Source organism: Kitasatospora sp. NBC_01250, from assembly GCF_036226465.1.
In the GTDB taxonomy this organism is placed as follows: Bacteria; Actinomycetota; Actinomycetes; order Streptomycetales; family Streptomycetaceae; genus Kitasatospora.
On sequence record NZ_CP108476.1, the window covers coordinates 3,816,174 to 3,842,663 of the forward strand.

General features: G+C 71.4%; 25 protein-coding genes. 12 read left to right on the top strand and 13 right to left on the bottom strand.

What is annotated here, in order from left to right; translation table 11 throughout:
- Nucleotides 1–17 precede the first annotated feature (17 nt).
- Together OG500_RS15535 and OG500_RS15540 are read right to left on the bottom strand one after the other, a co-directional pair.
- A complete protein-coding gene (locus OG500_RS15535) occupies nt 18–1,166 on the bottom strand; it encodes an adenosine deaminase (protein WP_327067275.1) in 1,149 nt (382 codons plus the stop codon).
- Nucleotides 1,167–1,243: 77 nt separating this feature from the next.
- Nucleotides 1,244–2,224, bottom strand: coding sequence for a LysR family transcriptional regulator (locus tag OG500_RS15540; protein WP_329580750.1), 981 nt, complete (start codon nt 2,222–2,224; stop codon nt 1,244–1,246).
- A 37-nt stretch (nt 2,225–2,261) separates the two neighbouring features.
- Between OG500_RS15540 and OG500_RS15545 the strand changes: the two genes are divergently transcribed.
- The 3 genes from OG500_RS15545 (at nt 2,262) to OG500_RS15555 (ending at nt 5,317) form a co-directional block, all read left to right on the top strand.
- Nucleotides 2,262–3,686, top strand: a complete 1,425-nt coding sequence (locus OG500_RS15545) for an MFS transporter (RefSeq protein ID WP_329580753.1) — start codon at nt 2,262–2,264, stop codon at nt 3,684–3,686.
- 44 nt (nt 3,687–3,730) lie between these two features.
- Complete coding sequence (locus OG500_RS15550) at nt 3,731–4,456, top strand: tyrosine-protein phosphatase (RefSeq protein ID WP_329580756.1); 726 nt, start codon at nt 3,731–3,733, stop codon at nt 4,454–4,456.
- Nucleotides 4,457–4,522: 66 nt separating this feature from the next.
- Entirely contained in the window at nt 4,523–5,317 is a 795-nt protein-coding gene (locus tag OG500_RS15555; RefSeq protein ID WP_327067279.1) for a phytanoyl-CoA dioxygenase family protein, read from the top strand.
- Between the two features lie 50 nt (nt 5,318–5,367).
- On the opposite strand, the gene OG500_RS15560 is transcribed toward OG500_RS15555, so the two are convergent.
- Nucleotides 5,368–5,595: a hypothetical protein gene (locus tag OG500_RS15560; protein WP_329580760.1), complete on the bottom strand. Its 228-nt coding sequence runs from the start codon at nt 5,593–5,595 to the stop codon at nt 5,368–5,370.
- A gap of 121 nt (nt 5,596–5,716) precedes the next feature.
- Here OG500_RS15560 and OG500_RS15565 point away from each other — a divergent pair, with 121 nt between their 5' ends.
- Complete coding sequence (locus tag OG500_RS15565; protein ID WP_329580763.1) at nt 5,717–6,334, top strand: TetR/AcrR family transcriptional regulator; 618 nt, start codon at nt 5,717–5,719, stop codon at nt 6,332–6,334.
- 100 nt (nt 6,335–6,434) lie between these two features.
- Nucleotides 6,435–7,085 (top strand): beta-glucanase, encoded by a 651-nt coding sequence (locus tag OG500_RS15570; RefSeq protein WP_327067281.1) that lies wholly within the window; start codon nt 6,435–6,437, stop codon nt 7,083–7,085.
- Nucleotides 7,086–7,108: 23 nt separating this feature from the next.
- Here OG500_RS15570 and OG500_RS15575 read toward each other — a convergent pair whose 3' ends face one another.
- The 9 genes from OG500_RS15575 to OG500_RS15615 all read right to left on the bottom strand — a co-directional run bounded on the left by OG500_RS15575 (nt 7,109) and on the right by OG500_RS15615 (nt 16,558).
- Entirely contained in the window at nt 7,109–7,387 is a 279-nt protein-coding gene (locus tag OG500_RS15575; protein ID WP_327067282.1) for a type II toxin-antitoxin system RelE family toxin, read from the bottom strand.
- 5 nt (nt 7,388–7,392) lie between these two features.
- Nucleotides 7,393–7,674 carry a type II toxin-antitoxin system Phd/YefM family antitoxin gene (locus OG500_RS15580; protein WP_327067283.1) on the bottom strand — a complete coding sequence of 94 codons (282 nt, stop codon included), beginning with the start codon at nt 7,672–7,674 and terminating at the stop codon, nt 7,393–7,395.
- Nucleotides 7,675–7,789: 115 nt separating this feature from the next.
- Nucleotides 7,790–9,067: a thymidine phosphorylase gene (locus tag OG500_RS15585; RefSeq protein WP_327067284.1), complete on the bottom strand. Its 1,278-nt coding sequence runs from the start codon at nt 9,065–9,067 to the stop codon at nt 7,790–7,792.
- Between the two features lie 154 nt (nt 9,068–9,221).
- Nucleotides 9,222–9,602 carry a cytidine deaminase gene (locus OG500_RS15590; protein WP_327071575.1) on the bottom strand — a complete coding sequence of 127 codons (381 nt, stop codon included), beginning with the start codon at nt 9,600–9,602 and terminating at the stop codon, nt 9,222–9,224.
- Nucleotides 9,603–9,658: 56 nt separating this feature from the next.
- On the bottom strand, nt 9,659–10,933 hold the full coding sequence (locus tag OG500_RS15595; protein WP_327067285.1) for an ABC transporter permease: 1,275 nt from the start codon (nt 10,931–10,933) through the stop codon (nt 9,659–9,661).
- On the bottom strand, nt 10,930–12,081 hold the full coding sequence (locus tag OG500_RS15600) for an ABC transporter permease (RefSeq protein ID WP_327067286.1): 1,152 nt from the start codon (nt 12,079–12,081) through the stop codon (nt 10,930–10,932). Before OG500_RS15600 ends, OG500_RS15595 begins: the two co-directional genes overlap by 4 nt.
- Nucleotides 12,082–12,086: 5 nt before the next feature.
- On the bottom strand, nt 12,087–13,745 hold the full coding sequence (locus OG500_RS15605; protein ID WP_442907137.1) for an ABC transporter ATP-binding protein: 1,659 nt from the start codon (nt 13,743–13,745) through the stop codon (nt 12,087–12,089).
- A gap of 285 nt (nt 13,746–14,030) precedes the next feature.
- Nucleotides 14,031–15,104 (bottom strand): BMP family lipoprotein, encoded by a 1,074-nt coding sequence (locus OG500_RS15610; RefSeq protein WP_327067288.1) that lies wholly within the window; start codon nt 15,102–15,104, stop codon nt 14,031–14,033.
- 248 nt (nt 15,105–15,352) lie between these two features.
- Entirely contained in the window at nt 15,353–16,558 is a 1,206-nt protein-coding gene (locus tag OG500_RS15615; RefSeq protein ID WP_327071576.1) for an amidohydrolase, read from the bottom strand.
- 572 nt (nt 16,559–17,130) lie between these two features.
- Here OG500_RS15615 and OG500_RS15620 point away from each other — a divergent pair.
- The 7 genes from OG500_RS15620 (at nt 17,131) to OG500_RS15650 (ending at nt 24,694) form a co-directional block, all read left to right on the top strand.
- A complete protein-coding gene (locus OG500_RS15620; RefSeq protein ID WP_329580774.1) occupies nt 17,131–19,260 on the top strand; it encodes a S53 family peptidase in 2,130 nt (709 codons plus the stop codon).
- A 144-nt stretch (nt 19,261–19,404) separates the two neighbouring features.
- A complete protein-coding gene (locus OG500_RS15625) occupies nt 19,405–20,166 on the top strand; it encodes an SDR family oxidoreductase (RefSeq protein WP_327067290.1) in 762 nt (253 codons plus the stop codon).
- Between the two features lie 338 nt (nt 20,167–20,504).
- Complete coding sequence (locus tag OG500_RS15630; protein ID WP_327067291.1) at nt 20,505–20,996, top strand: 2-oxo-4-hydroxy-4-carboxy-5-ureidoimidazoline decarboxylase; 492 nt, start codon at nt 20,505–20,507, stop codon at nt 20,994–20,996.
- 241 nt (nt 20,997–21,237) lie between these two features.
- Nucleotides 21,238–21,618, top strand: coding sequence for a succinate dehydrogenase, cytochrome b556 subunit (gene sdhC, locus OG500_RS15635; protein WP_327067292.1), 381 nt, complete (start codon nt 21,238–21,240; stop codon nt 21,616–21,618).
- Between the two features lie 6 nt (nt 21,619–21,624).
- Nucleotides 21,625–22,113, top strand: coding sequence for a succinate dehydrogenase hydrophobic membrane anchor subunit (locus OG500_RS15640; RefSeq protein WP_327067293.1), 489 nt, complete (start codon nt 21,625–21,627; stop codon nt 22,111–22,113).
- 44 nt (nt 22,114–22,157) lie between these two features.
- Nucleotides 22,158–23,900 carry a succinate dehydrogenase flavoprotein subunit gene (gene sdhA, locus OG500_RS15645; protein ID WP_327067294.1) on the top strand — a complete coding sequence of 581 codons (1,743 nt, stop codon included), beginning with the start codon at nt 22,158–22,160 and terminating at the stop codon, nt 23,898–23,900.
- Nucleotides 23,900–24,694, top strand: a complete 795-nt coding sequence (locus tag OG500_RS15650; RefSeq protein WP_327067295.1) for a succinate dehydrogenase iron-sulfur subunit — start codon at nt 23,900–23,902, stop codon at nt 24,692–24,694. Before sdhA ends, OG500_RS15650 begins: the two co-directional genes overlap by 1 nt.
- Before the next feature lie 72 nt (nt 24,695–24,766).
- On the opposite strand, the gene OG500_RS15655 is transcribed toward OG500_RS15650, so the two are convergent.
- Nucleotides 24,767–26,413, bottom strand: coding sequence for a hypothetical protein (locus OG500_RS15655; RefSeq protein ID WP_327067296.1), 1,647 nt, complete (start codon nt 26,411–26,413; stop codon nt 24,767–24,769).
- Nucleotides 26,414–26,490: the final 77 nt, after the last annotated feature.

A 26,490-nucleotide genomic window follows, 5' to 3' on the forward strand; every position in this document is an offset into this window, starting at 1 on the left:
TCGGACTCGGTCGCGAATCAGACCGACGAACCGAACAGCCACTCGGCCTTGAGCTCGGCGTAGCCCGGCTTGATCACCTCGTTGATCATCGCGAGGCGCTCGTCGAACGGCACGAAGGCCGACTTCATCGCGTTGACGGTGAACCACTGCATGTCGTCCAGCGAGTAGCCGAACGCCTCCACCAGGTGCTCGAACTCCTGGCTCATGCTGGTGCCGCTCATCAGCCGGTTGTCGGTGTTCACGGTGACCCGGAACTTCAGCCGGCTGAGCAGCCCGATCGGGTGCTCGGCGTACGAACTCGCAGCCGCCGTCTGCAGGTTGGAGGTGGGGCACATCTCCAGCGGGACGCGCTTGTCACGCACGTACGCGGCCAGGCGGCCGAGCGCGACCGTCCCGTCCTCGTTCACCGTGATGTCGTCGATGATCCGCACGCCGTGGCCGAGCCGGTCGGCGCCGCAGCACTGCAGGGCCTCCCAGATCGAGGGCAGGCCGAAGGCCTCGCCGGCGTGGATGGTGAAGTGGTTGTTCTCGCCCTTGAGGTAGTCGAAGGCGCCCTGGTGGCGGGTCGGCGGGTGGCCCGCCTCGGCGCCCGCGATGTCGAAGCCGACCACGCCGGCGTCGCGGTAGCGGTTGGCCAGCTCGGCGATCTCCTGCGAGCGGGCGGCGTGCCGCATCGCGGTGAGCAGGGTGCCGACCTTGATCCGGTGGCCGTTGGCGCGGGCCTTCGCCTCGCCCTCGCGGAAGCCCTCGTTGACGGCCGCGACGACCTCGTCCAGGCTCAGGCCCGCCTCCAGGTGCTGCTCGGGGGCGTAGCGCACCTCGGCGTAGACCACGCCGTCGGCGGCCAGGTCCTCGGCGCAGTCGGCGGCGACCTTGATCAGCGCCTCGCGGGTCTGCATGACCGCGCAGGTGTGGGCGAAGGTCTCCAGGTAGCGGACCAGCGAACCGGAGTCGGCGGCCTCGCGGAACCAGACGCCGAGCGCGGCCGGGTCGGTGGTGGGAAGCCCCTCGTAACCGCAGGCGGCGGCCAGTTCGACGATGGTCTCGGGGCGCAGGCCGCCGTCCAGGTGGTCGTGCAGCAGCACCTTGGGCGCGCGGCGGATCTGGTCGGCGGTGGGCGTACGCGGGGCCGTGGTGCCCGCGGGAACGGGGATCTGGTTCTGCATTGCGGGAGTGTAGCCCCTACGCGCGTAGATTCCTACTCGCCACGTCACAGGGCTCGTTCACTCCGTGCTGCCGTCGCTCACCCCTGAGCGAGCAGTTGCCCCCGCCGCGAGAGCACGAACTGCCGGAACGCCTCGGCCGGCGCCGTCAGCGGCCGCCCCGTCACCCAGGCCAGCCCGATCGCCCGCCTGGTGCGCGGCGCGGTGACCGTCAGGTCCACCACCCCCGGCCGGGGCGCGGTGCCCGGCGGCAGCAGCGCCACCCCGAGCCCGGCCGCCACCAGCCCGCGCAGCGTCTCCGCCTCCTCCCCCTCGAAGGCGATCCGCGGCGTGAACCCGGCCTCGGCGCAGAAGTCGTCGGTGATCTGGCGCAGCCCGTAGCCGTGCTCCAGCGCCACGAACGGCTCCTGGGCCACCTCCGCCAGCCTGATCCGGCGCCGCCCGGCGAGCCGGTGGTCGGCGGGAACCACCAGGTGGAGCACCTGCTCGTCCAGCGGACGTGCGGTCAGCTGCGGGTCGTCCGGCAGCGGCGAGACCAGGCACAGGTCCAGCTCGCCCGCGCGCAGCCGCTCCAGCATCGCCGCGACGTAGTCCTGCACCAGCTGGAACCGCACCCGCGGGTGGTCCTCGCGGAAGCCGCGCAGCAGCCCCGGCACCGCGTCCGTCCCCATGGTGTGGAGAAAGCCGAACGCCACCCGCCCCGCCGCCGGATCCGCCTCGGCCGCCACCGCCCGCGCCCCGCGCTCCAGCTCGCCCAGCGCCCGCTCCACCGAGCCGAGCAGCAGGTGTCCGGCCCGGGTGAGCCGCACCGTGCGTCCCTCCCGGGCCAGCAGCGCCACCCCGAGCTCGGCCTCCAGCCGGGCGATCGCGCGCGACAGGGTGGGCTGCGGCATGCCGAGCAGCTCGGCTGCCCTGGTCACGTGCTCCAGCCGGGCCACCGCCGCGAACTGGGCCAGCCGGGGCGCGAGCCGCACCACCGGGGCCTGCGGGTCGAGTTCGGCGAGCTGGGCGGCTGGGACGTCGTCATGCGGCACAGCATCGATTATGGCTGATTCATGCATTGGACGCATGGAAAGCGGCGGGTCTACCGTCGTTCCCATGCCTCCCGTCCGCACCGAGGCATCCGCCGCCACCGCCCCGGGTGCCGTTCCCCCTGCCGCAGACCCCACCCCAGCCGCCACCGCCTCGGCCACCACCGCCTCGGCCGCCGCAGCCGCAGCCGCAGCCGACCTGCGACTGCGCCCCGGGCAGCGCGAGTTCCGCCGCTCCAACCTCGCGCTCTTCGCCGCCGGCGTCGCCACCTTCGTGCTGCTCTACGCGACCCAGGGCCTGCTCCCGCTGCTCGCCACCGACCTGCGCATCACGCCGGGGCAGGCGAGTTGGACCACCTCGGCGGCCACCCTCGGCCTGGCCCTGGCACTGCTGCCGGCCAGCGCCCTGTCCGACCGCTACGGGCGCACGGCCGTGATGACCGGCTCGATGCTGGCCGCCTCGCTGATCGCCGTCGCCCTGCCCTTCGCCCCCTCGCTCGGCGCGCTGGTGGTGCTGCGGGCCCTGCAGGGTGCGGCGCTGGCCGGCCTGCCCGCGACCGCGATGGCCTACCTCGCCGAGGAGGTGCACCCGAGCGCGCTGCCCTCGGCGATGGGTCTGTACGTGGCCGGCAACAGCATCGGCGGCATGGGCGGGCGGCTGGTCGCGGGCTGGACCGGCGCGGTCGGCGGCTGGCGCTGGGGCCTGGCCTCGGCCGCCGTCCTCGCGCTGCTCGCCGTCCTCGCCTTCCGGCTGCTGATCCCCGCCGCCCGCCACTTCCGCCGCACCCCGGTGGACCCGCGCGCGCTGTCCCGCACCATCGGCGCCCACCTGCGCAACCCGCTGCTGCTGCGGCTGTACGCGCTCGGCCTGCTCTTCATGGCGGTCTTCGGCGCCGTCTACAACTGCGCCGGCTTCCGGCTGATCGGCGCCCCCTTCCACCTGCCGCAGTCGGTGGCCGCCTCGATCTTCGTCGTCTACCTGGTGGGCACCGGCACCTCCGCCGCCGCGGGCCGCCTGACCGCGCTGCTCGGCCGCCGCGGCGCGCTGTACGTCGCGATCGGCCTGACCACCGCCGGCCTGCTGGTCTCGCTGGTCGACTCGCTGCCCTGCGCGCTGCTCGGCCTGGTGCTGATCACCGGCGGCTTCTTCGCCGGCCACGCCACCGCCTCCTCGGCGGTCGGCCGCACCGCCCAGCACGGCCGGGCCCAGGCCTCGGCGCTCTACCTGATGGCCTACTACGTCGGCAACAGCCTCGGCGGCACCGTGGGCGCCGACGCCTACCACGCGGTCGGCTGGTCGGGCGCGGCCACCGTCGGGCTCGTGGCGATGGCCCTGGCCGGCGCGGTGACGGCGTACGCGAGCTACGCCGGACGACGTGCGGCGTCGGTCGGTACGCTGCCGGCCGGCCGAGGACCGCTGCCGTCAGATCCGCAACCACTCCACTCAGGCGATCGCCGACCGGGAGGGCGGGGAGGTCAGGACAGCATCTGACACCCCGTCCGATCCGCCCCCAGGGAGGCCCTAGGGTGGCGCGCATGAGGCACATCGAGTTCGAACGACTGCACAACTTCCGTGACCTGGGCGGCTACCGGGCGGCCGACGGGCGGTCGGTGCGGTGGGGGCGGCTGTACCGGTCGGACTCGCTCGCCAAGCTGCGGGGCGCCGACTGGGACCGCTTCCTCGCCCTCGACGTGCGCACCGTGATCGACCTGCGCTACCCCTGGGAGATCGAGCAGCGCGGGCGGGTGCCGCAGGCGATGGGCCTCGGCTACGTCAACCTCAGCGTGGAGCACCGGCCCTACGACCAGGCGCAGATCGACCCGGCCCTCGATCCGTGGCGCTTCCTCGCCGACCGCTACGCGGAGGTGGCGCTGGACGGCGCCGAGGAGCTTCGGCAAGCCCTGGAGATCATCGCCTCGGACAGCGCTCCGCTGGTCTTCCACTGTGCGTCGGGCAAGGACCGCACCGGTCTGCTCGCGGCGCTGGTGCTGGCCCTGCTCGGCGTGGCGGACGAGGAGATCCTCGCGGACTTCGCCCTCACCGAACTGGCCACCGACCGGCTGCGCGCCGACTGGCAGGCCGCCCACCCGGGCCGGACGCTGCGCTGGCCGGGCTACGGGCGGGCGCCGGCCGAGGTGATGCGCCTGTTCCTGGCCGACCTGCGGGCCACGTACGGCTCGGTGGGCGGGTACGCCACCACGCACCTCGGAGCCGACGACGCACTGGTCGCGGAGCTGCGCGCCCGGCTGCTGACGGCGTAGCGAGTGCCCGGGGCGGCGGCGGAAACCCGGTTGCCGCCCGCCGGTGGGCCCCGGAGAATCGCCTCCGTGACGGCGATCTTGAGTGACGAGCAGGTCGAGCGGTTCGTGACCGACGGCTACGTCCACCTCCCCGAGGCCTTCCCGCGCGAACTCGCCGACGAGTGCCGGGCTTTCCTGTGGCGCGAGACCGGACTGGACCCGGCGGACCCGGCCGGCTGGACCGAGCCGGTCGTTCGACTCGGCGGCTACGGCGGCGAGTTGTTCACCCGGGCCGCCACCACGCCGCGCCTGCACGGCGCGTTCGACCAGCTCGTGGGTGCGGGCCGCTGGGTGCCGCGCACGGGACTGGGCACCTTCCCGATCCGCTTCCCGCACCCGGGCGAGGCCGGGGACACGGGGTGGCACCTGGACGGCAGCTTCACCCCCGAGGGCGAGCAGGGCCACTGGCTCAACCTGCGCTCGCGGGGCCGGGCCCTGCTGATGCTCTTCCTCTTCTCCGACACCGGCGCCGACGACGCGCCCACCCGGATCAAGGTCGGCTCCCACCTGGACGTGCCGCCCTTCCTGGAGCCGCTCGGCGAACGCGGCACCGACCTGTTCTCCCTGTGCACCACGATGCAGGAGGCGGGCCGGCTCGACGCCCCCGACCGGCCGCTCGCCCTGGCCACCGGTCGGGCCGGCGACGTCTACCTCTGCCACCCGTTCCTGATCCACGCGGCACAGGACCACCACGGCACCACTCCGCGCTTCCTCGCCCAGCCCCCGCTGCTGCCCACCGGCCTGCTCGACCTCGAGCGCCCGGACGGCGACTGCTCCCCGGTCGAGCGGGCGGTGCGGCTCGGCCTGGCACGGCAGGCCTGACCGGGCAGGCCCTGGGCCCGGCACCGGCACCGGCACCGGCACCGGCACGGCTACCGGCCGATCAGCTCGCCGGTGACCGCCGGGCGCACCTTGGTGAGCATCAGGTCGAGGAACCGCTCGGGCCGCCGGAAGGACGCGAAGTGGCTCGCGCCCTCGATCAGCGCGAACTCCTTGACCGGCGCGCTGACGTCGTCGAAGAACCGCCTGGCCGGCGCGGGCGGGGTCAGCACGTCGTGCTCGCCCTGGAAGACGACCGCCGCAGCCCGGGGCGCCGCCAAGGACAGCAAGGAGAAGGCGCGCGACCTGCACGCCGGTGTCGCACTGCTGTGGGGCGAGCAGGATCAGCCCACCCGCGGCCCCAAGCCCACCCTCAGTCCGCGCCGCATCGCCGGGGCCGCCGTGGCCCTGGCCGACGCCGAGGGCCTGGACGCCGTGTCGATGACCAGGGTCGGCACCGAACTCGGCGTCTCCGCCATGGCCCTGTACCGGTACGTGCCCGGCAAGGCCGAACTCGTCGAGCTGATGGTCGACGTCGTCCTCGCCGAACGCCCCGACCTCACCACCGTGGAGCAGGCCTGGCGGGCCGGACTCGCCGAGTGGGCCCGCCGCTCACTGGCCGTGTACCAGGCCCACCCCTGGCTGCTCGCGGCCACCGCGATGCGCCGCCAGGCCATGGGTCCGGGTCAACTCGGCTGGCTGGACGCCGCGCTGGGCGCCCTGGAGACCACCGGGCTGACCGCCGCCGAGCGCCACCAGGTCTCCCTGCTCATCGTCGGACTGGTGCGCAACCTCGCCCAGCAGCTGGCCGACTTCGACGAGGAGCACGACCGGGAGTGGGGCCGGCTGACCGGCGAACTGCTCGACCGTCACGCCGACCGGTTCCCCGCCCTGACCGCGGCCATCACCCAGGGCGCGTTCGAGCCGACCGCCCTCGACCCGCTCGACTTCGGCCTGACCCGCATCCTCGACGGCGTCCAGGTGCTCATCGACCGCAGGGCGCAGGGGTCTTCGTCCTGAGCCGGCCGACTTCCGGCGTCGATCACCGCACGCCCCCTCCCAGCAGCGGTTATCGCCCCCGGTCGCGGGCATATCACCGTGTGCACACAGGGAGGCAGTCATGGCCGTGGTCTTCGACGCCGATTTCACCTCGCCCGAGCAGTGGGTGGCGGGTCGCACCAGCGCCTATCCGAACATGGGGCCGACCAACCAGGGCGACCACAAGCTCGACCGGCTGGTCCCCGCCTACTGCCCGGGCGGAGTCTTCACCGCGACCCGCGGCTTCTTCAGCCGCCTGTGGAACTGCAACCTGCTGACCACCGAGGGCAGTCCGGGCGGCTTCCAGCTCCGGAGCGGCGATCTGCTGACCGCCCGGGTCGTGCTGCCCACCGGCACCGGCGCCTGGCCCGCCATCTGGACCTGGCGCGACGGCGACAACGAGGTCGACGTCTTCGAGTACCACCCCGACCACCCCGACCTGCTGGAGTTCAGCAACCACCTGGCGGGCACCAATTCGTACTGGCACGGCAGTTCGGACGGCGTCGCCCCCGGCGCCACCGTGCAGGTCTCGACCCGGTTCGGCGCCGACTCGGTCGACTGGTACGTCGGCGACACCCTCTGCTTCGCGGACGGCGCGGGCGTCGGCACCGACTGGTCCGCCTACCTGATCGTCAACCTCTCCGTCTCCGACGGCACCTACCACCCGGCCCCGTCCTTCTGGGGCCCCCGCCGCCTGAGCTGGACGTGCCAGAGCCTCCAGGTGGAACGCTGACGTCCGGACCAGGGGGCAGCCTGCTACCGGCCGCGGTACACCTCGCGGCGGTTGCCCGCGGCCAGCACCCAGATGATCAGCTCGCCCGCCTCAACGGTGTAGACGATGCGGTAGTCACCGACCCTGAGCCGCCACCGGGCGCTGTGACCCTGAAGTGCCTTGATGTCGAACGCATCGGTCTCTCCGCGGTCCAGCGCCTTCTGAAGGTCCGTGAGGCGATGCAGGATCCGCACAGCGTCGGAGCGCGGGATCCTGAGCATGTCCCGCTGGGCGTGCGGGGTGAACTTCGTGACGTACCCCATGCGGATCAGGCGTGGTGGGCGCGGAGCAGAGCAGCCATCTCCTCGAGCGAGACGGACCCCTCCCTGCCCTCGACTTCGGCTTCGTCGGCCAACCGCCCGAGCCAGGCGTCCTCCGCCCGCTCGGCGAGCTCGCGCAGCCGCTGGTACTCCCTTATGTCGAGCACCACGGCTTCCTGCTTGCCGCGCCGGGTGATGATCGTCGGGGTGTCCTCGCGACTGGCGCGGTCGATGACGTCCGCGAGATGACTGCGCACCTCGGCCATCGACTCGACCACGGGCTCACTCATGTCTTCAATGTAGCAGATGTACATCTGGGACAGCATGGCCGAACGACGACGGGCGGTGCGCCCCCCGCGCACCGCCCGTCGACCTGTGCGCCCGTCACGGGCGCCGTCCGCCGGCTCAGCCGATGCGGTCCAGCACCAGCGGCGTGCGGGTGTACTCGGTGCCGTGCGGGGCGACGTCGATGCCGCCGGTCAGGGCCTCGATCGCGTAGTCGAAGCGCTCGGGGGTGTCCGTGTGCAGGGTCAGCAGCGGCTGGCCGGCGGTGACCGTGTCGCCCGGCTTGGCGTGCATCTCGACGCCCGCGCCGGCCTGCACCGGGTCCTCCTTGCGCGCGCGGCCGGCGCCCAGGCGCCAGGCGCAGACGCCCACCGCGTAGGCGTCCAGCGCGGTCAGCACGCCGCTGGCCGGCGCCGGGATCACGTGCTGCTCGCGGGCGACCGGGAGCGGGGCGTCCACGTCGCCGCCCTGGGCGCTGATCAGGCGGCGCCAGTGGTCCATGGCCGAGCCGTCCTTGAGCGCGTCGGCCGGGTCCTTGCCCTGCACACCGGCCGCGGCGAGCATCTCGCGGGCCAGGGCGATGGTCAGCTCCACGACGTCGGCCGGGCCGCCGCCGGCCAGCACCTCGACCGACTCGCGCACCTCCAGAGCGTTGCCCGCGGTCAGGCCGAGCGGGGTGGACATGTCGGTGAGCAGCGCGACGGTGTTGACGCCCGCGCCGCGGCCCAGGCCCACCATGGTGCGGGCCAGCTCCTGGGCGTCGGCCAGGTTCTTCATGAAGGCGCCGGAGCCGACCTTGACGTCGAGCACCAGGGCGCCGGTGCCCTCGGCGATCTTCTTGGACATGATCGAGGAGGCGATCAGCGGGATCGCCTCGACGGTGCCGGTCACGTCGCGCAGCGCGTAGAGCTTCTTGTCGGCGGGGGCCAGGCCGTCGCCGGCCGCGCAGATGACCGCGCCCGAGTGGCGCAGCACGTCCATCATCTCGTCGTTGGAGAGCAGCGCCCGCCAGCCGGGGATGGACTCCAGCTTGTCCAGGGTGCCGCCGGTGTGGCCCAGGCCCCGGCCCGACAGCTGCGGCACGGCGGCGCCGCAGGCGGCGACCAGCGGGGCCAGCGGGAGGGTGATCTTGTCGCCGACACCACCGGTGGAGTGCTTGTCGGCGGTGGGCATGCCGAGGCCGGCGAAGTCCATCCGGACGCCGGAGCGGATCATCGCGTCGGTCCAGCGGCCGATCTCCCGCAGGTTCATCCCGTTCAGCAGGATGGCCATCGCCAGCGCGGACATCTGCTCGTCGGCCACCACACCACGGGTGTAGGCGTCGATCACCCAGTCGATCTGATCATCGGTCAGCTCGCGGCGGTCGCGCTTGGCGGTGATGACGGAGATGACGTCCATGAGCGTGCTCCAGGAGGGGGGGAAACCTGCGAGAGGAAGGCAGCGGAAGACAGAAAAAGAAGATGGGGGCGGCTGCTGCTCTGCCGCCCCCACCTGCCACTCTACGCGCGTCACACCATGCGCGGCTACTACCAATTCCCGCCCGGCGAAGGGGTTACAGCCGCTCGGGCCCGAACGCGTCCGGCAGCACCTCGGTCATCGGCTTGATCCCCGAGGGCAGGTCCACCAGGAGCTCGGCACCGCCGTGCTCCCAGAGCAGCTGGCGGCAGCGCCCGCACGGCATCAGCGCCTGCCCGGCGCCGTCCACGCAGGAGAACGCGACCAGTCGGCCACCGCCGCCGGCGACCAGCGCCGAGACCAGGCCGCACTCGGCGCACAGGCCCAGGCCGTACGAGGCGTTCTCCACGTTGCAGCCGGTCACCACCCGCCCGTCGTCGACGAGCGCGGCCGCACCGACCGGGTACTTGCTGTACGGGGCGTACGCTCGGGACATCGCGTCCCGGGCCGCCGCGCGCAGCGCCTGCCAGTCGATCACCGGGCCGTCGGCCGAACCGTCGGCCGGGCCGGAAGCGGAAGACGCCTGCGCACTCGTCACTTGCCCTGCCCCTTGCGGTAGATCTGACCGTCGGCCTTCGGCGGACGCAGACGCTGAGCGGACAGCGCCAGCACCACCAGGGTAATCACGTACGGCGTGGCCACGATCAGCGGACGCGGCACCGCGTCGGTGGTGCCGAACCACACGCCCATGGCGACAGCCGCCACCAGCGAGCCCACCGCGGGGACGAACCTGCGCCGGTAGCCCTGCCAGAGCGCCAGCAGCGCCAGCACCAGGGCGATCACCAGGATCAGCACGTGCACCGAGTCGGGGTCGCGCAGCTGGAGGCTGTCGGTGAAGCCGAACAGGCCCGCACCGGTGGCCAGGCCGCCCGGCAGCCAGTTGCCGAAGATCATCGCGGCGAGACCGATGTAGCCGCGGCCGCCGGTCTGGCCGTCCCGGTAGATGCTCGCCGCGACCATCGACAGGTAGGCGCCGCCCAGGCCCGCGAAGCCGCCGGAGGCGATCACCGCGATGTACTTGTACTTGTAGACGTTCACGCCCAGCGACTCGGCCGCAGTCGGGTTCTCGCCGCAGGAGCGCAGGCGCAGGCCGAAGGTGGTCCGCCAGAGCACGAAGTAGCTGCCCACCAGCAGGGCCGCCGCCACCAGGGTGACCACCGAGAGGTTGGTGACCAGACCGCCCAGCACGCCGGCGACGTCGGAGACGAAGAACCAGTGGTGGCCCTCGATCGTGCTCAGCCAGGGCGAGAGCCCGGGGACCGTGATGGTCGGCAGCGCGGGGGTGGGCGGCGACATGCTGGCACCGGCACCCGCGGCGCGGTAGTCCTCGTAGTAGATCCGGTTGACGTACAGGCAGATGCCCGGGATCAGCAGGTTGATACCGACACCGGAGACGATGTGGTCCACCCCGAAGCCGACCGTGATCACCGCGTGCAGCAGACCGCCGAGGGCACCGGCCGCGATCGCGGCCAGCAGGCCGACCCACGGGTTGACCAGGTAGCCGACCCAGGCGCCGGCGAAGGTGCCGGCCACCAGCATGCCTTCGAGGCCGATGTTGACCACGCCGGCCCGCTCGGCCCACAGACCGCCCAGACCGGCCATGCCGATCGGCACCGCCGCACCGAGCGCGCCGGTGACCTGACCGGAGGAGGTCAGCGAGTGGTTGCCGGTGGCGGCGCCGACGGCGGCCAGCAGCAGCAGCGCGCCGGCTATCAGCAGCAGGATGACCGGCAGCGAGAGCTTCTTGCCACCGCTCGTGCCCGGCGCCTTGACGGCGGGCTTGGGACGGGATGCGGTCGCGGTGCTCATGCCGCCACCTCCTTCTTGACGGACACGGCGGCGGCGGCGAGCTGGGCGCCGACCCGCTGCTGCTGACGCTTGAGACCGAACCGGCGGACCAGCTCGTAGGCGACCACCACGCAGATGACGATGGTGCCTTCCATGACGTTGATGATCTCCGGCGGGAAGTTCGACACCGACAGGGTGGGCGCGCTCGCGTCCAGGAAGGCCCAGAGCAGCGCCGCGAAGCCGATCCCGAGCGGGCTGTTGCGGCCCAGCAGCGCGATCGCGATACCGGTGAAGCCGATGCCCGCCTGGAAGTTCTGGCCGAAGTAGTGCGAGTTGGTCAGCAGGTCGGGCATGCCGATCAGACCGGCCAGCGCACCCGAGACGCACATGCTGGTCAGCACCATGCGCTTGACGTTGACACCGCTGGCGGCCGCGGCCGACTCGGAGCGGCCGGTGGCCCGCAGGTCGAAGCCGAACCGGGTCCGGGTGAGCACCAGCTGGAACACCACGCCGACCAGGGCCGCGACGATGATGAAGCCGTAGAGCGAGCCGCCCTGGGTGTTGATGGTGAAGAAGTTGCTGGAGGCCACCATCTGCTTGGTCTGCACCGTGTTGCTGGTGCCGCCGCCGTTGCCCGGCACGAAGATGCCGGGGACCAGCAGCATGCCGATGATCGCGGTGGTGATCGCGTTCAGCATGATGGTCGCGATGACCTCGTTGACCCCGCGGGTGACCTTGAGGACACCCGCGACGCCCGCCCAGGCACCGCCGACCAGCATCGCGACGATCAGCAGCAGCGGGATCTCGATGAACGAAGGCAGGTTCACCGTGCCGCCGACGTAGGCGACGAAGAGCGCCGACAGCTGGTACTGGCCGTCCGCACCGATGTTGAACAGGTTCATCCGGAAGCCGAAGGCCACCGCGCAACCGGCGAGGTAGTAGGTGGTCGCCTTGTTCAGGATCGCCACCTGCCCGTCGGAGGCGACGGCGAACTTGCCCATGATGTTGAAGGCCTGGGTCGGGTCGTAGCCCGCAACGGCCAGCAGCGCCGAGCAGAGCAGCACGGCGATGACGATGGCCAGCAGCGGGGCCGCGATGGCCAGTGCCAGCCGCTCGCGGTCGATCCGCTGCAGGAAACCCCGCTGGGCGGGTTGAGTGGTCGTGCTCATGTGGGTCACTCCCCCGCCTGCGCGTCGGCGGCAGCGGTCTCGGTGGTGGCGGTGTCGTCGGCCGGGGCGGCCTGCGCGGGGACCTCGGCCACGGCCGGCGCGGCCTCGTCGGCCTCGTCGGTGTCGTCGGCCGGGGCAGCCGGCGCGGCGTCGTCCGTCGAGGCGGCGGGGGCGGCCGGGGCGGCGTCGGACTCCAGGTGGCCCTTGCCGGCGCCGGTCATCGCGGTGCCCAGGTCCTCGGCGGTGACGGTGGCCGGGTCCGCGTCGGCGACCAGGCGGCCACGGTAGATGACCCGGATGGAGTCGGAGAGCCCGATCAGCTCGTCCAGGTCCGCGGAGATCAGCAGGACGGCCAGGCCCTCCCGCTGGGCGCCGCGGATGTGGTCCCAGATCTGCGCCTGCGCGCCGACGTCCACACCGCGGGTCGGGTGCGCGGCGATCAGCAGCTTCGGCTGGTGGCTCATCTCGCGACCGACGATCAGCTTCTGCTGGTTGCCGCCGGAGAGCGAGGCCGCGGTGACGTCGATGCCGGGGGTGCGGACGTCGTACTGCTCGACGATGCGCAGCGTGTCCTGGCGGGCGGCGGCCGGGTCGAGCCGGAAGCCCTTGGAATTCGGCGTCTCGGTGACGTGGCCGAGGATCCGGTTCTCCCAGAGCGGCGCCTCCAGCAGCAGGCCGTGGCGGTGCCGGTCCTCGGGGACGTAGCCGATCCCGGCCTCGCGGCGCACGCGGGTCTGCTGCGTGGTGAGGTCGGCGCCGTCCAACATGACGGTGCCGGCGTCCAGCGACAGCATGCCCATGATGGCCTCGACCAGCTCGGCCTGGCCGTTGCCCTCGACACCGGCGATGCCGAGGATCTCGCCCTTGTGGATGGTGAGCGAGATGTCGTCCAGCACGACGCGCTCGATGCCCTCGGCGTCGGCCTTGGCGATCCGCAGGTTCTCGACCTTGAGCATCTCCACGTCGGTGACGGTGGACTCGCGGCTCTCCGGGGAGGGCAGCTCGCTGCCGACCATCAGCTCGGCGAGCTGGCGGGCGGTGACCTGCTTGGGGTCGGCGTCGCCGACCGTGGTGCCGCGGCGGATCACGCTGATCGCGTCGGCCACCGAGAGCACCTCGTGCAGCTTGTGCGAGATGAAGATGACGGTGACGCCCTCGGCCTTGAGCTCGCGCAGGTTGTCGAAGAGCGCGTCGACCTCCTGCGGCACCAGCACGGCGGTGGGCTCGTCCAGGATCAGGATCCGGGCGCCGCGGTAGAGCACCTTGAGGATCTCCACGCGCTGGCGGTCCGCCACGCCCAGGTCCTCGACCAGCGCGTCGGGGCGCACGTTGAGGCCGTACTGGTCGGAGATCTCCTTGATCCGCGCCTTGGCCTTGCCGCCGATCCCGTACAGCTTCTCGCCGCCGAGGACGACGTTCTCCAGCACGGTGAGGTTGTCGGCCAGCATGAAGTGCTGGTGCACCATGCCGATGCCACGGGCGATGGCGTCACCCGGGGTGGCGAACTCGCAGGTCTCCCCGTTGATCGCGATGGTGCCCTCGTCCGGCCGCTGCATGCCGTAGAGGATCTTCATCAGCGTCGACTTGCCGGCGCCGTTCTCACCCATCAGGGCGTGCACGGTGCCGGAGCGCACGGTGAGGTTGATGTCGTGGTTGGCCACCACGCCGGGGAAGCGCTTGGTGATACCGCGCAGTTCGACGGCCACGGTCGCCGATCCCTTGGTGGGCTTGCCTCCCTTGCTGAGGGAGGGAGTGGAAGCGGTGATGGCGATCTCCTGGTGATGAGCAGGCGCTTCGTCGCGCTGGGGAGGGAGGCCGAACTGCTTGGCGGCTGGGCGGGGGTGCAAGAGGGGCCCGGCGGAGTGCGCTCGCGCGCGACCCACCGGGCCCCTCCCTCGTGCTGCTTCGGTACCGCTGCGGTACCGGGTACTACGGACCTACGGCGTCGGTCAGCTGCCGGACGGCGCGGTCGGAACGGTGATCGAGCCCGAGGTGATCTGCTGGGTGGCGGCGTCCAGCTTGGCCTTCAGGTCGTCGATGTGGCCGCCGGTGGTGGCCAGGCCGACACCGCCCGCCTTGAGGTCGAAGCGCTGCACGCCGGTCAGCGGCGCGCCGTCCTTGACGCTCTTGATGTAGTTGTAGACCGCGGTGTCGACGTTCTTCAGCGCCGAGGTCAGGATCGAGTCCTTGTACGGGGCGAGCGCGGTCTGCTTGGCCTGGTCGGTGTCGACACCGATCGACCAGACCTGCTTGCCCGGCTTGTTGGCCGCGGAGACGGCCTGGATCGAACCGGTGCCGGAGCCACCGGCGGCGGCGTAGATGACGTCCGCGCCCTGGTCGATCTGGCCCTGCGCGGCCGACTTGCCCTTGGCCGGGTCGGTGAAGCCGGTGAAGTCCGGCGGCGTGGTCAGGTAGGTGACGTCGACCTTGATGCTGGGGTCGACCGAGGCGACACCCGCCCGGTAGCCGGCCTCGAACTTCTTGATCAGCTCGGACTGCACGCCGCCGATGAAGCCGACCTGCTTGGTCTTGGTCTTGCTGGCCGCGGCTATGCCGGCCAGGTACGAGCTCTGCTGCTCGGTGAACTCCAGCGAGGTCACGTTGCTCGGCTGGGTGGAGGAGTCGGAGTCGATGATCGCGAACTTGACGTTCGGGTTCTCCTTGGCGACCTTCTCGACGGTCGCCTGGTACACGAAGCCGACCGCGATGATCGGGTTGTAGCCGGCGTGGACCAGCGTCTCGAGGCGGGTCTCCTTGTCGGAGTCGGCCTCACCGGGCTTGGCCTCGGCCTCGTTGGTCTGCAGACCGAACTCGGCCTTGGCCTTGTCCAGGCCCGCGGCGGCGAGGTCGTTGAAGCCCTGGTCGCCACGGCCGCCGACGTCGTAGGCCATACCGACCTTGATGCCGGAGCCGCCGGCGGAGGCGGTGGTGGAGCTGTTGCTCTTTGCGCCGCAAGCGGCGAGCGAGGCGATGCCCAGGGAACCCGAGAGCACAACCGCGGCGAGCTTTACTGAACGGCGCAAGGGAGTTTCTCCTTCTCACACACCCGTTTGGCGTGGTCGGACGTCACCGTAACGCGCGTAGAACACGGTTGGGTTACGGGTTGCCCGGCCCCTCGGGTTGTTATCAAACCGTGGCACGGATGCCCATGAGGTGAACGTTGCACCCCGGTGAGCAGGCCCAGTCTCGCATGGCCCTACTCACGATCCGCGCCCCAGTTCGACTCCCTGTCACTACCCCCTGCTACTGTCCGGTAGCCCTGCCGTCCGCCTCAGACCCGGCCGTGTTCCAGCGCGAGCGAGCCGAAGAGTTCGACGCCGATCGCGATCGCCCGCTCGTCCACGTCGAACCGGCCCTGGTGCAGGTCGCGCACCCCGGTCTCGTGCGGCGCCCGCACGCCGAGCCGGGCCAGCGCCCCCGGCGCGTGCTCCAGGTACCAGGAGAAGTCCTCGCCCCCCAGGGACTGCTCGGTGCCCTCCACCACCTCTTCACCGGCGGCACCGAACTGACGCGTCATCGCCATCTCCAACTGGGCGATGGACTCCGCCTCGTTCACCACTGGCGGGACGCCGCGCTTGTAGTCCAGGCTCCACTTGGCCCGGTAGGTGTCGGCCATCGAGTCGACCAGCTCGTGCAGCGCGTCCGGCGCCTCCCGCCAGCCGGCCAACTCCAAGCAGCGGACGGTGCCTTCGAGTTCGGCGTGCTGCGGGATCACGTTCGGCGCCGAGCCGGCCTCGATCCGGCCCCAGACCAGGCTGACGCCCCAGCGCGGGTCCATCCGGCGGGCGAGCGCGGCGGGCAGGTCGGCGGCGAACCGGCCGGCCGCGGTGACCAGGTCGGTCGTCAGGTGCGGGCGTGCGGTGTGCCCGCCGGGGCCGTCCAGGTTGAGCACCAGGGCGTCGCAGGCCGAGGTGATCGCACCGACCCGCAGGCCGATCCGACCCACCGTCACCCTGGGGTCGCAGTGCACCGCGAAGATCCGCCCGACTCCCTCCATGCCGCCGGCCTCGATCACCTCCAGCGCACCGCCGGGCATCATCTCCTCGGCGGGCTGGAAGACCAGCCGCACCGGCTGCCGCAGCCGCCCCTCGCGCAGCGCGTCGGCCAGCACCAGCGCGGTGCCGAGCACCACCGTGGTGTGCACGTCGTGGCCGCAGGCGTGGCAGCAGCCGGGCACCGTGGAGCGGTACGGCACGTCGGTCTTGGCGTCGTCGATGGGCAGCGCGTCGATGTCGGCCCGGAACGCGAGCAGCGGCGTGCCGCTCCTGGTGCCCGCGGGGACGAGGTCGACGAGCAGACCGGTGCCGCCGGGCAGCACCCGGGGCGTCAGCCCCGCGGCCTCCATCCGCTCGCGCAGCAGCCTGGTGGTGCGCAGCTCCTGACGACCCAGCTCGGGGTGACGGTGCAGGTCACGGCGGAAGGCGATGAGCTCGGCCTCGTAGGCCCGGACCCGGGCGCGCAGCGCCGCCTCGGTCACGGCGGACGCCCGGTCCGCGGCCGACGGGGCCGGGCGGGAGGCGGACGCGATGGGCTGCTGGCTTGCCTGCGGGTCGGTCTGAGGACGGTTCACCCCAACAAGAATATGGGGGCAGCTGAGGTTTGGCTTGACTTCGGCCGAATAACTCCCCGGATTGGCGCATACACGGCCAGCGGTTGGGTATGACATCTCGTTTCAGCCGCCTTCCCCGGTGACACCACCCGGGGCGAAATGGGCGGTGTGTCCCAGTCAACGACCGACACTCCCCGCGGGTAACGATCCGTCATCCGGCTGTCCCCCGGATGGCCCGCGCGTATCAGGATCCGGTCATTCAGGTCATGTACTGGTAAAGAATTCAGACGAAGTCTTGAGCTTCGGCCACATGAGCGAATAGACAACGACCGCACAGTCAGAAACCTCTCCCACGCCCCCGACCCTCCCTCAGGAGACGGGCCCGGCGGGGGGATCCGTCACGCCCGCGTCCGGTCGGCGCCCACGAAGCGCGGTCGAGCACGCAGTCACCGTTCCCGCCCCCGCGGGACGGGGCCCTTCCATGAGAGTGGGGAACCCACGTGCCAGCAGCACGCAGCCGGATCTCGCGGATAGCGGTGGCGGCTCCGGCCGCCGCCGCCCTGGTCCTGGGGACGCTCGCGTTCGCCAGCCCGGCCCTCGCCGACACCACCGCCGGCGACCCCAGCGCCGCCAAGGAGCTCGCCGGCTCCCACCCCGACTGGGCCACCCCGCAGGCCGACGCCGGTGCGGTGCCCGCAGGCACCCCGGCGACCGCCCGGGTCTACCTGGCCAGCCAGGACCCGCAGGGCCTGGCCGCGTACGCGCAGGCCGTCTCGGACCAGAACTCGCCCGACTACGGCAAGTTCCTCTCCACCGACGAGGCCAAGGCCCGCTTCGGCACCAGCGCCGCGCAGGTCAAGGCGGTCACCCAGTGGCTGACCAGCGCCGGTCTGACGATCAGTGCGACCAACGCGCACTACCTGCAGGTCAGCGGCACCACCGACGAGCTGACCCGGGCGCTGGGCGCGCAGTTCCGCAACTACCGCACCGCCGACGGCACCCACAAGGCGCCGGCCACCGACGCGGTGGTCCCGGCCGCGGTCGCCGCCGACGTGGACGGCGTCGAGGGCCTGGCCGACACGGTGCAGAAGGCGTCCTCGAACGCCGTCTCGCAGGCCACCGCCGACGCCGAGGCGCAGGCACAGGCCGCGGGCACCAACCAGCCCGACGCCGACCCGGCCAAGACGCCGAAGACCCTGCCGACCACGCCGACCTGCACGGACGGCAAGTACGGCTCCAAGACCGCGACCGGTGCCCCGGCCGGCTACGAGAAGAACGAGCCCTTCGCCCCCTGCAGCTACGTTCCCAGCCAGCTGCGCAAGGCCTACGGCGTCACCGACGCCAAGGTGACCGGCAAGGGCGCCACCGTCGCCATCGTCGACGCCTACGGGCTCGGCACGATGCAGGCGGACGCCGACAAGTTCTCCGCCGCGCACGGCGACCAGCCCTTCGCCCCCGGCCAGTACAAGGAGGTGCTCACCCCGGACCAGTGGACGCACCAGGCCGACTGCGGCGACTGGTCGGGCGAGGAGGCGCTGGACGTCGAGATGGTGCACGGCATGGCGCCGGACGCCAACGTGGTCTACGTGGGCGCCAACTCCTGCGAGGACCCGGACCTCAACGCCGCGCTGAGCAACATCGTCGACAACCACCTCGCCGACATCGTCTCGAACTCCTACGGCGAGATCATGCACGGCAAGAGCGGCGACCTCGACCCGGCCGTGATCGCGGCCGACAACCAGGTCTTCCAGCTCGGCGCCACCGAGGGCATCACCTTCATGGCCTCGGCCGGCGACTGCGGCGACAACTCCCCGGGTGCGGCGGCCACCGGCGTCAACTGCCAGGCCGACACCAACCAGGCCCAGACCCAGTGGCCGTCCTCCTCGCCGTGGATCACCGCGGTCGGCGGCACCGCCCTGGAGCTGAAGGACAAGTCGGGCGCCTACGGCCACGAGGTCAACATGGGCGACCAGCGCTCGGTCCTCTCGGCCGACGGCAAGTCCTGGACCCCGGCCCCCGGCCAGGCCCCCTTCTACTTCGGTGGTGGCGGCGGCGTCGTCAAGGGCGAGGCGCAGCCGTGGTACCAGAAGGGCGTGGTGCCGGACTCCATCTCCACCGTGGCGGCGGACGGCACCAAGTCGGCCACCCCGCAGCGCGCCACCCCGGACGTCGCGATGAGCGGTGACCTAGTGGCCGCCACCCTGGTCGGCTTCACCCCGGCCGGCGGCGCCTACAGCGAGGGCGGCTACGGCGGCACCTCGGTCTCCTCGCCGGAGTTCGCGGGCATCATGGCCGACGCCATCCAGGCCCGCGGCGGCCGTCCGATCGGCTTCGCCAACCCCGACCTGTACGACCGCTACAACACCCGGGCCTTCCACGACGTCAACGACAGCGCGGTGCACACCAAACGCGGCAACGTGGTGGACCTGGGCATGGTGGGCGGCGCGCTGAAGGTCCGCCTGTACAAGATCGGCGCGGACTACGGCCTGTCGGCCACCAAGGGCTACGACACCGCGACCGGCCTCGGCTCGCCGGCCAAGGGCTTCTTCAAGTCCTTCACCATCAAGCACGGCAACGCCGGTGGCTCCGCCGACGCCGACGACCAGGGCGACGACAACGCCCAGGGCTGACCGCGCCGACAGCTGAGAGCTGAGAGCAGAGCAACAACCGTGGGGCCCGCAGTCACCGACTGCGGGCCCCACGTCATGGGCCCGCCCGGGCGGCGGTGCGATGATGACCCGGCAGGCTAGGGCGCGAACAGAGGAGCGAGTCGGATGGGTACCGGTCAGCGCAAGGTCGCGGTGGTCACGGGAGCCAGCAGCGGGATCGGCGCGGCGACCGCGCGCAGGCTGGCGGCCGAGGGGTTCGAGGTGGTGCTGACCGCGCGTCGCACCGAGCGGATCGAGGAGCTCGCCAAGGAGATCGAGGGCCAGGGCGGCGCCGCCCGCGCGATCACCCTGGACGTCACCGACCGGGCCGCGGTGGACGCCTTCGCGGCGGCACTGGGGCAGATCGACGTCCTGGTGAACAACGCCGGCGGGGCGTTCGGCGCCGAGTCCGTCGAGCAGGGCGACCCGGCCGACTGGCTCGCGATGTACCAGGTGAACGTGCTCGGCGTGCTGCACATGACCCAGGCCCTGCTGCCCGGCCTGCGCGCCAGCGGCGACGGCACGGTGCTGATCCTCTCCTCCACCGCGGCACTGGCCGCCTACGAGGGCGGCGGCGGCTACGTGGCCGCCAAGCACGCCGCGCACACCATCGCCGCCACGCTGCGCCTGGAGCTGGTCGGCGAGCCGATCCGGGTGATCGAGATCGCCCCGGGCATGGTCAAGTCGGAGGGCTTCGCGGTGACCCGCTTCCGCGGCGACGAGGCCAAGGCGGCCTCCGTCTACCAGGGCGTCTCCCACCCGCTCACCTCCGAGGACATCGCCGACACGGTGGCCTGGGCGGTCACCCGGCCCTCCCACGTCAACATCGACCTGCTGGTGGTGCGCCCGCGCGCCCAGGCCTCGAACTACAAGGTGCACCGCGACTGACCGGCCCCGGCGGGCCGCCGGGAAGGGAGTCGGGAGCCCAGGGGTCACAACTTGATAGCTCGTCAGGGTGAATTCCGCGCGCACCCTCCCCAACTGATGAGCGCTCAACTACCGTGGTGCCGCTGCCCGGGAGGACCCCGGCACCGCCCGGGTGACCCCACCCGCGCCGCGCCGTGATCCATGCTGGTTACGTCCGATCCCATGAGCCGTTCGACGCGGCGCGCTGTCCGCTGCTTTCCCGCGGGGCCCGCCCGTCGCCCTTCCCGCCTCCCGAGGAGGACCCGCTGGCCAGCGACATCCCGGCCGACATCCCCGCACCACGGCCAACCACCCCGCCCGTGCCGGCGGTCGGACTGCACCGCTTCAACGAGGCCGATCCGGGCGCCGCGGAGGAGGCACTGCTGGCCTGCTGCGGCAGCCACCGCTGGGCGCTGCGGCTGACCGCCCACCGCCCCTACCCCGATCTGGACTCGCTGCTGGCGGCGGCCAGCGAGGCCTCCTACGACCTGCGGCCCAGCGACCTGGCCGAGGCACTGGCCGACGAGAGCTGGATGCCCCAGCCGCTGCTGGGCATGCGGGCGCCGGGCAGCCAGGCGGCGCACACCGCGCTGCGGGCCGCGCACGCCGCCTACGAGTCCCGGTTCGGCCACGTCTTCGTGGTCTGCCTGGACGGCGTCGAGCCGGAGGAGATGCTGGACACCGTGCTCAGTTCGATCCGCACCCGGCTCACCAATGAACCGGACGAGGAACGACTGGTGGCCTCCGAGGAGCTGCGCCGGATCGCGCTGCATCGCCTGGAGCACCTGGTCGCGAGCCCCAGCGCCGGCTGACGGACCCCCGGAGGTGACGCGACCTCGACGAAGAGTCACCTTTTCGGGCCAAAATGATCACTCATGGTCACAGTTCCCGGTCCCATTAGGCCGCTCGTGCCTGATTGATCACACTCAAACCCCCCGGAGGCGGTTGCCGACGCGGCGTCGATAGGATGACCGCGGCCGGTGGACCGTATCCGGCCGGGCTGACCGACACCGAAGCCGGCCGAGCCCTTCAACCGCTTCCGGAGGGTTTCCCGTGCCGGCTGGAACGCTGTACCGCGGCCGCGAAGGCATGTGGTCCTGGGTGGCTCATCGAGTCACTGGCGTCCTCATCTTCTTCTTCCTTCTCGTCCACGTCCTTGACACCGCACTGGTGCGAGTCTCGCCACAGGCGTACGACTCGGTCATCCAGACGTACAAGACTCCGCTGGTGAACCTGATGGAGTACGGCCTCACCGCCGCCATCCTGTTCCACGCCCTGAACGGCCTGCGGGTCATCGCGGTGGACTTCTGGTCGAAGGGCCCGAAGTACCAGAAGCAGATGCTCTGGAGCGTCGTCGGCCTCTGGGTCGTGCTGATGGCCGGCTCCTTCTACCCGATTCTCCAGCACACGCTGTCCAACTGGTTCGGGAAGTGATGCGCCATGTCGACTGACGCCACCGACCTCGTGGTCCCCTCCGCGCAGGCTCACACCGGCAAGGGTCTCGGCACCGGCAATCCGGCCGACGCCTTCGTGGTCGAGCCGCCGCGCACCCGCACCAAGAAGACCCCGCGGCGCACCCGGACCAACTTCGAGATGCTCGCCTGGCTCTTCATGCGCCTGTCGGGCGTCGTGCTGGTCGTGCTGATCCTGGGTCACCTGCTGATCATGCTGTTCCTGGACCACGGCGTGTCGAAGATCAACTTCGCCTTCGTGGCCGGCCGCTGGGCCTCGCCGTTCTGGCAGGGCTGGGACCTGCTGATGCTCTGGCTCGCCATGCTGCACGGCGCCAACGGCATGCGCACGGTGATCAACGACTACGCCGAGAAGGACTCCACTCGGCTCTGGCTGAAGGGCCTGATGGGCGCTGCCACGGTGTTCACCGTGCTGCTCGGCACCCTGGTCATCTTCACCTTCGACCCGAACATCTAATCGGCCATCGCAGAGCCAGCAGAGCCAGAGGCGAGCTAACCCCCATGCAGATTCACCAGTACGACACCGTCATCGTCGGCGCCGGTGGCGCCGGCATGCGCGCGGCCATCGAGTCGACCCAGCGCAGCCGCACCGCGGTGCTGACCAAGCTCTACCCGACCCGGTCCCACACCGGCGCGGCCCAGGGCGGCATGTGCGCCGCCCTCGCCAACGTCGAGGAGGACAACTGGGAGTGGCACACCTTCGACACGGTCAAGGGTGGTGACTACCTGGTCGACCAGGACGCCGCCGAGATCATGTGCAAGGAGGCCATCGACGCCGTCCTCGACCTGGAGAAGATGGGTCTGCCCTTCTCCCGCACCGAGGCCGGCCGGATCGACCAGCGCCGCTTCGGCGGTCACACCCGCAACCACGGCGAGGCGGCCGTGCGCCGCTCCTGCTACGCGGCCGACCGCACCGGTCACATGATCCTCCAGACGCTGTTCCAGAACTGCGTCAAGCACGGCGTCGAGTTCTTCAACGAGTTCTACGTCCTCGACCTGCTGATCAACGAGGGCAAGACCTCCGGCGTCGTCGCCTACGAGCTGGCCACCGGCGAGATCCACGTCTTCCAGGCCAAGTCGGTGGTCTTCGCCTCCGGCGGCACCGGCAAGTTCTTCAAGGTGACCTCCAACGCCCACACCCTCACCGGTGACGGCCAGGCGCTGGTCTACCGCCGCGGCCTGCCGCTGGAGGACATGGAGTTCTTCCAGTTCCACCCCACGGGCATCTGGCGGATGGGCATCCTGCTCACCGAGGGCGCCCGCGGCGAGGGCGGCATCCTGCGCAACAAGGACGGCGAGCGCTTCATGGAGCGCTACGCCCCGGTCATGAAGGACCTCGCGTCCCGTGACGTCTGCTCGCGCGCGATCTACACCGAGATCCGCGAGGGCCGCGGCTGCGGTCCCGAGGGCGACCACGTCTACCTGGACCTGACGCACCTTCCGCCGGAGCAGCTGGACGCCAAGCTCCCGGACATCACCGAGTTCGCCCGCACCTACCTCGGCATCGAGCCCTACACGGACCCGATCCCGATCCAGCCCACCGCGCACTACGCCATGGGCGGCATCCCGACCAACGTCGAGGGTGAGGTGCTGCGCAACAACACCGACATCGTCCCGGGCCTGTACGCGGCCGGCGAGGTCGCCTGCGTGTCGGTGCACGGCGCCAACCGCCTGGGCACCAACTCGCTGCTGGACATCAACGTGTTCGGCAAGCGGGCCGGTGTCGCGGCCGCCGACTACGCGAGCAAGCACGACTTCGTCGAGCTGCCCGAGAACCCGGCCGAGAAGGTGCAGGCGCTGGTCGACGGCCTGCGCGAGTCGACCGGCACCGAGTCGGTGGCGCAGATCCGCAAGGAGCTGCAGGAGACCATGGACGTCAACGCCATGGTCTACCGCACCGGCGCCACCCTGAAGCAGGCCCGCGAGGACATCGCGGCGCTGCGCGAGCGTTACAAGCACGTGGCGATCCAGGACAAGGGCTACCGCTACAACACGGACCTGCTGGAGGCCGTCGAGCTGGGCAACCTGCTCGACCTGGCCGAGGTCCTGGTCGTCTCCGCGCTCGCTCGCGAGGAGTCGCGCGGCGGCCACTTCCGCGAGGACTTCCCGACCCGTGACGACGTGAAGTTCATGCAGCACACCATGGCGTACCAGGAGGTGGCCGAGGACGGCACCACCTCGATCCGCCTTGACTACAAGCCGGTTGTCACGACCCGCTACCAGCCGATGGAGCGTAAGTACTGATGAGCGCCCCCACGATCGACGCACCGCACTCGGCGGCGCTGGACGCGGCCGAGGCCGGCGGCGTGCAGATGATCACCTTCACCCTGCGGATCCGCCGGTTCAACCCGGAGGAGCACCCGGACCCGGTGTGGGTGGACTACCAGCTCACCATGGACCCGAAGGAGCGCGTCCTGGACGCCCTCAACAAGGTCAAGTGGGAGCAGGACGGCACCCTCACCTACCGCCGCTCCTGCGCGCACGGCATCTGCGGCTCGGACGCCATGCGGATCAACGGCCGCAACCGGCTGGCCTGCAAGACCCTGCTGAAGGACGTCACCGAGCCGGACGGCAAGGGCGGCATGAAGCCGATCACCATCGAGGCCATCAAGGGCCTCGCGGTCCTCAAGGACCTGGTGGTCGACATGGACCCGTTCTTCCAGGCGTACAAGGACGTCATGCCGTTCCTGATCACCAACGGGAACGACCCGACCCGCGAGCGCCTGCAGTCCGCCGAGGACCGCGAGCGCTTCGACGACACCACCAAGTGCATCCTGTGCGCCGCGTGCACGTCGTCCTGCCCGGTCTTCTGGAACGACGGCCAGTACTTCGGCCCGGCCGCCATCGTCAACGCGCACCGCTTCATCTTCGACTCGCGCGACGAGGGTGCCGAGCAGCGCCTGGAGATCCTCAACGACCGTGAGGGCGTGTGGCGCTGCCGCACCACCTTCAACTGCTCGGAGGCCTGCCCGCGTGGCATCGAGGTCACCAAGGCGATCCAGGAAGTCAAGCGCGCCCTGGTGACGCGCCGCTTCTGATCCACCCCCGCGCCTGCACGCCGAGGGCCCGTCCGGATTTCTCCGGACGGGCCCTCGGCGTTCCCGGCTCGGCTACTGCAGCGCGCCGAGGTCCTTCGGGTTGCTCCAGCCGCTGAACGTCACCAGGTGCCGGTCCGCGGTGACCCCGTACAGGTCCGGGGTGCCGTCGCCGTTCAGGTCACCCGAGCTGCCCAGGGTGGGGTACGCAGCAGTGGTGAAGCCGCTCGCCACCACGTGCGCGGTCGGGTCGGCGAGCGCGGAGAAGTCGATCGTCCCGTCCGCCTTCTTGGGCAGCGGGTACGCGTGCAGCTCCCCGGTCGCCCGGTCCCGGGCCCACAGCGCGAGGTTGCCCTGCGCGTCCGGGCCGGGGGCGATCAGGTCGTAGCCGGCCCAGTTGGCCGCGGTGGTGAGCTTGGTGGCGTTCTCCTCGCCCCAGAGGAGGTCCCCGTGGGCGAAGAGCCAGAGGTCACCGTGCTCGACGGCGAGCAGCGAGGGCGCGGTCGGCGCCTGCGGGTCCACCGGGCCCAGGGCGACCATCTGGTCGGCGCCCGACCAGGCCACGTCGGCCGGGCAGGTGATCGTCGCACCGGTGAGGTCCTGGCAGCTGCTCGGCTTGCCCGCCGATGTCGCCTGCCGCCCGGACTCGATCCCGGGCGTGCCCTGGTTCCGGTACACGTACACGCCGCCACGGGTGGCGACAGAGGCGAGGTTGCGGGCGAACACGGTGTCGGCCGGCGCGGTGTTGGACCAACCACGGTGGCTGAGCTCGATGTTGGTCCAGCCCGCCCCGCCGGGGGCATTGCCCGCCGGGATGACCGTGGTCGGCGTGGTGGTGCCCGAGCCACCGCTGATCACCTGGAGGTTGCCGGCCGCGTCGGGCAGCAGGATGTCCGGAACACCGTCGTTGTCGATGTCGCCCAAGGCCTGCGGCGGGTGCGGATTCGACGGCGCGTAGAACGAGTACTGGTACCGCGTCGCATTGCCCGCGACATCGTCCGCCTCGACCTGGAGGATGTTGCTCCCCCAGTCCGTCGGCTTCAGCTGGATCGTCGCGCTCCCGTCGGGTCCCGGCTTCACCGCGTTCGGCCCGGAGCACCCTCCGCCGAAGCCTGGCGTGGCCTGCAGGCTGACGTAGTAGCACGCGATCCCCGAAGCCGCGTCGCTGCCGTTGATGACGAACGTCCCCGTCTGGCCCGCGTACTTCGTCGGGGTCAGCCCCGAGCCCGAGGCCGGGAAGTCGGTGGAGCTGACGCTGACCGTCGGCAGCGTGGTGTCCACCCGGAAGTGGCACTTCGCCGAGGCCGAGGGCATCCCGCCGGTCACCGACCAGGCGCGCCAGGAGTACGAGTGACCGTCCTTCAGGTTCGGCACCTGGACACTCGCGATGCCGTTGACCACGGGCGCGGCGGCCTGGAACGCGCTGGTGAACGGCGCGGTGGTCTCGTCGGTCACCGAGATGGTCGGCACGGTGGTGACGCCGGCCGGGACGTTGACGTTCACGCTGAGCGTCGGGGTCTCGCCGGTGTTCCTGATCCACTGCGGCGTGGTGGTGCTGTCACAGGCGTCGGTCTGGACGCCGAGGTAGTTCGACGGCGTCGGCGTCGCCCGCGGGTTGCTGTACGTCAGGCCGGTGGCCGCCGAGGCGCTCGGGGCGGTGGCCAGGCCGACGGCCAGGGTGAGCACACCGCCGGCGGCCAGGAGTCGGGTCGTGGACAGCACGAAAAGAAGTCCCCCTCGAATATTCGTTCGCACGGCGTGCGAAGCAGGGAGACTCTGGCAGCCGCCGACCCGTCAGG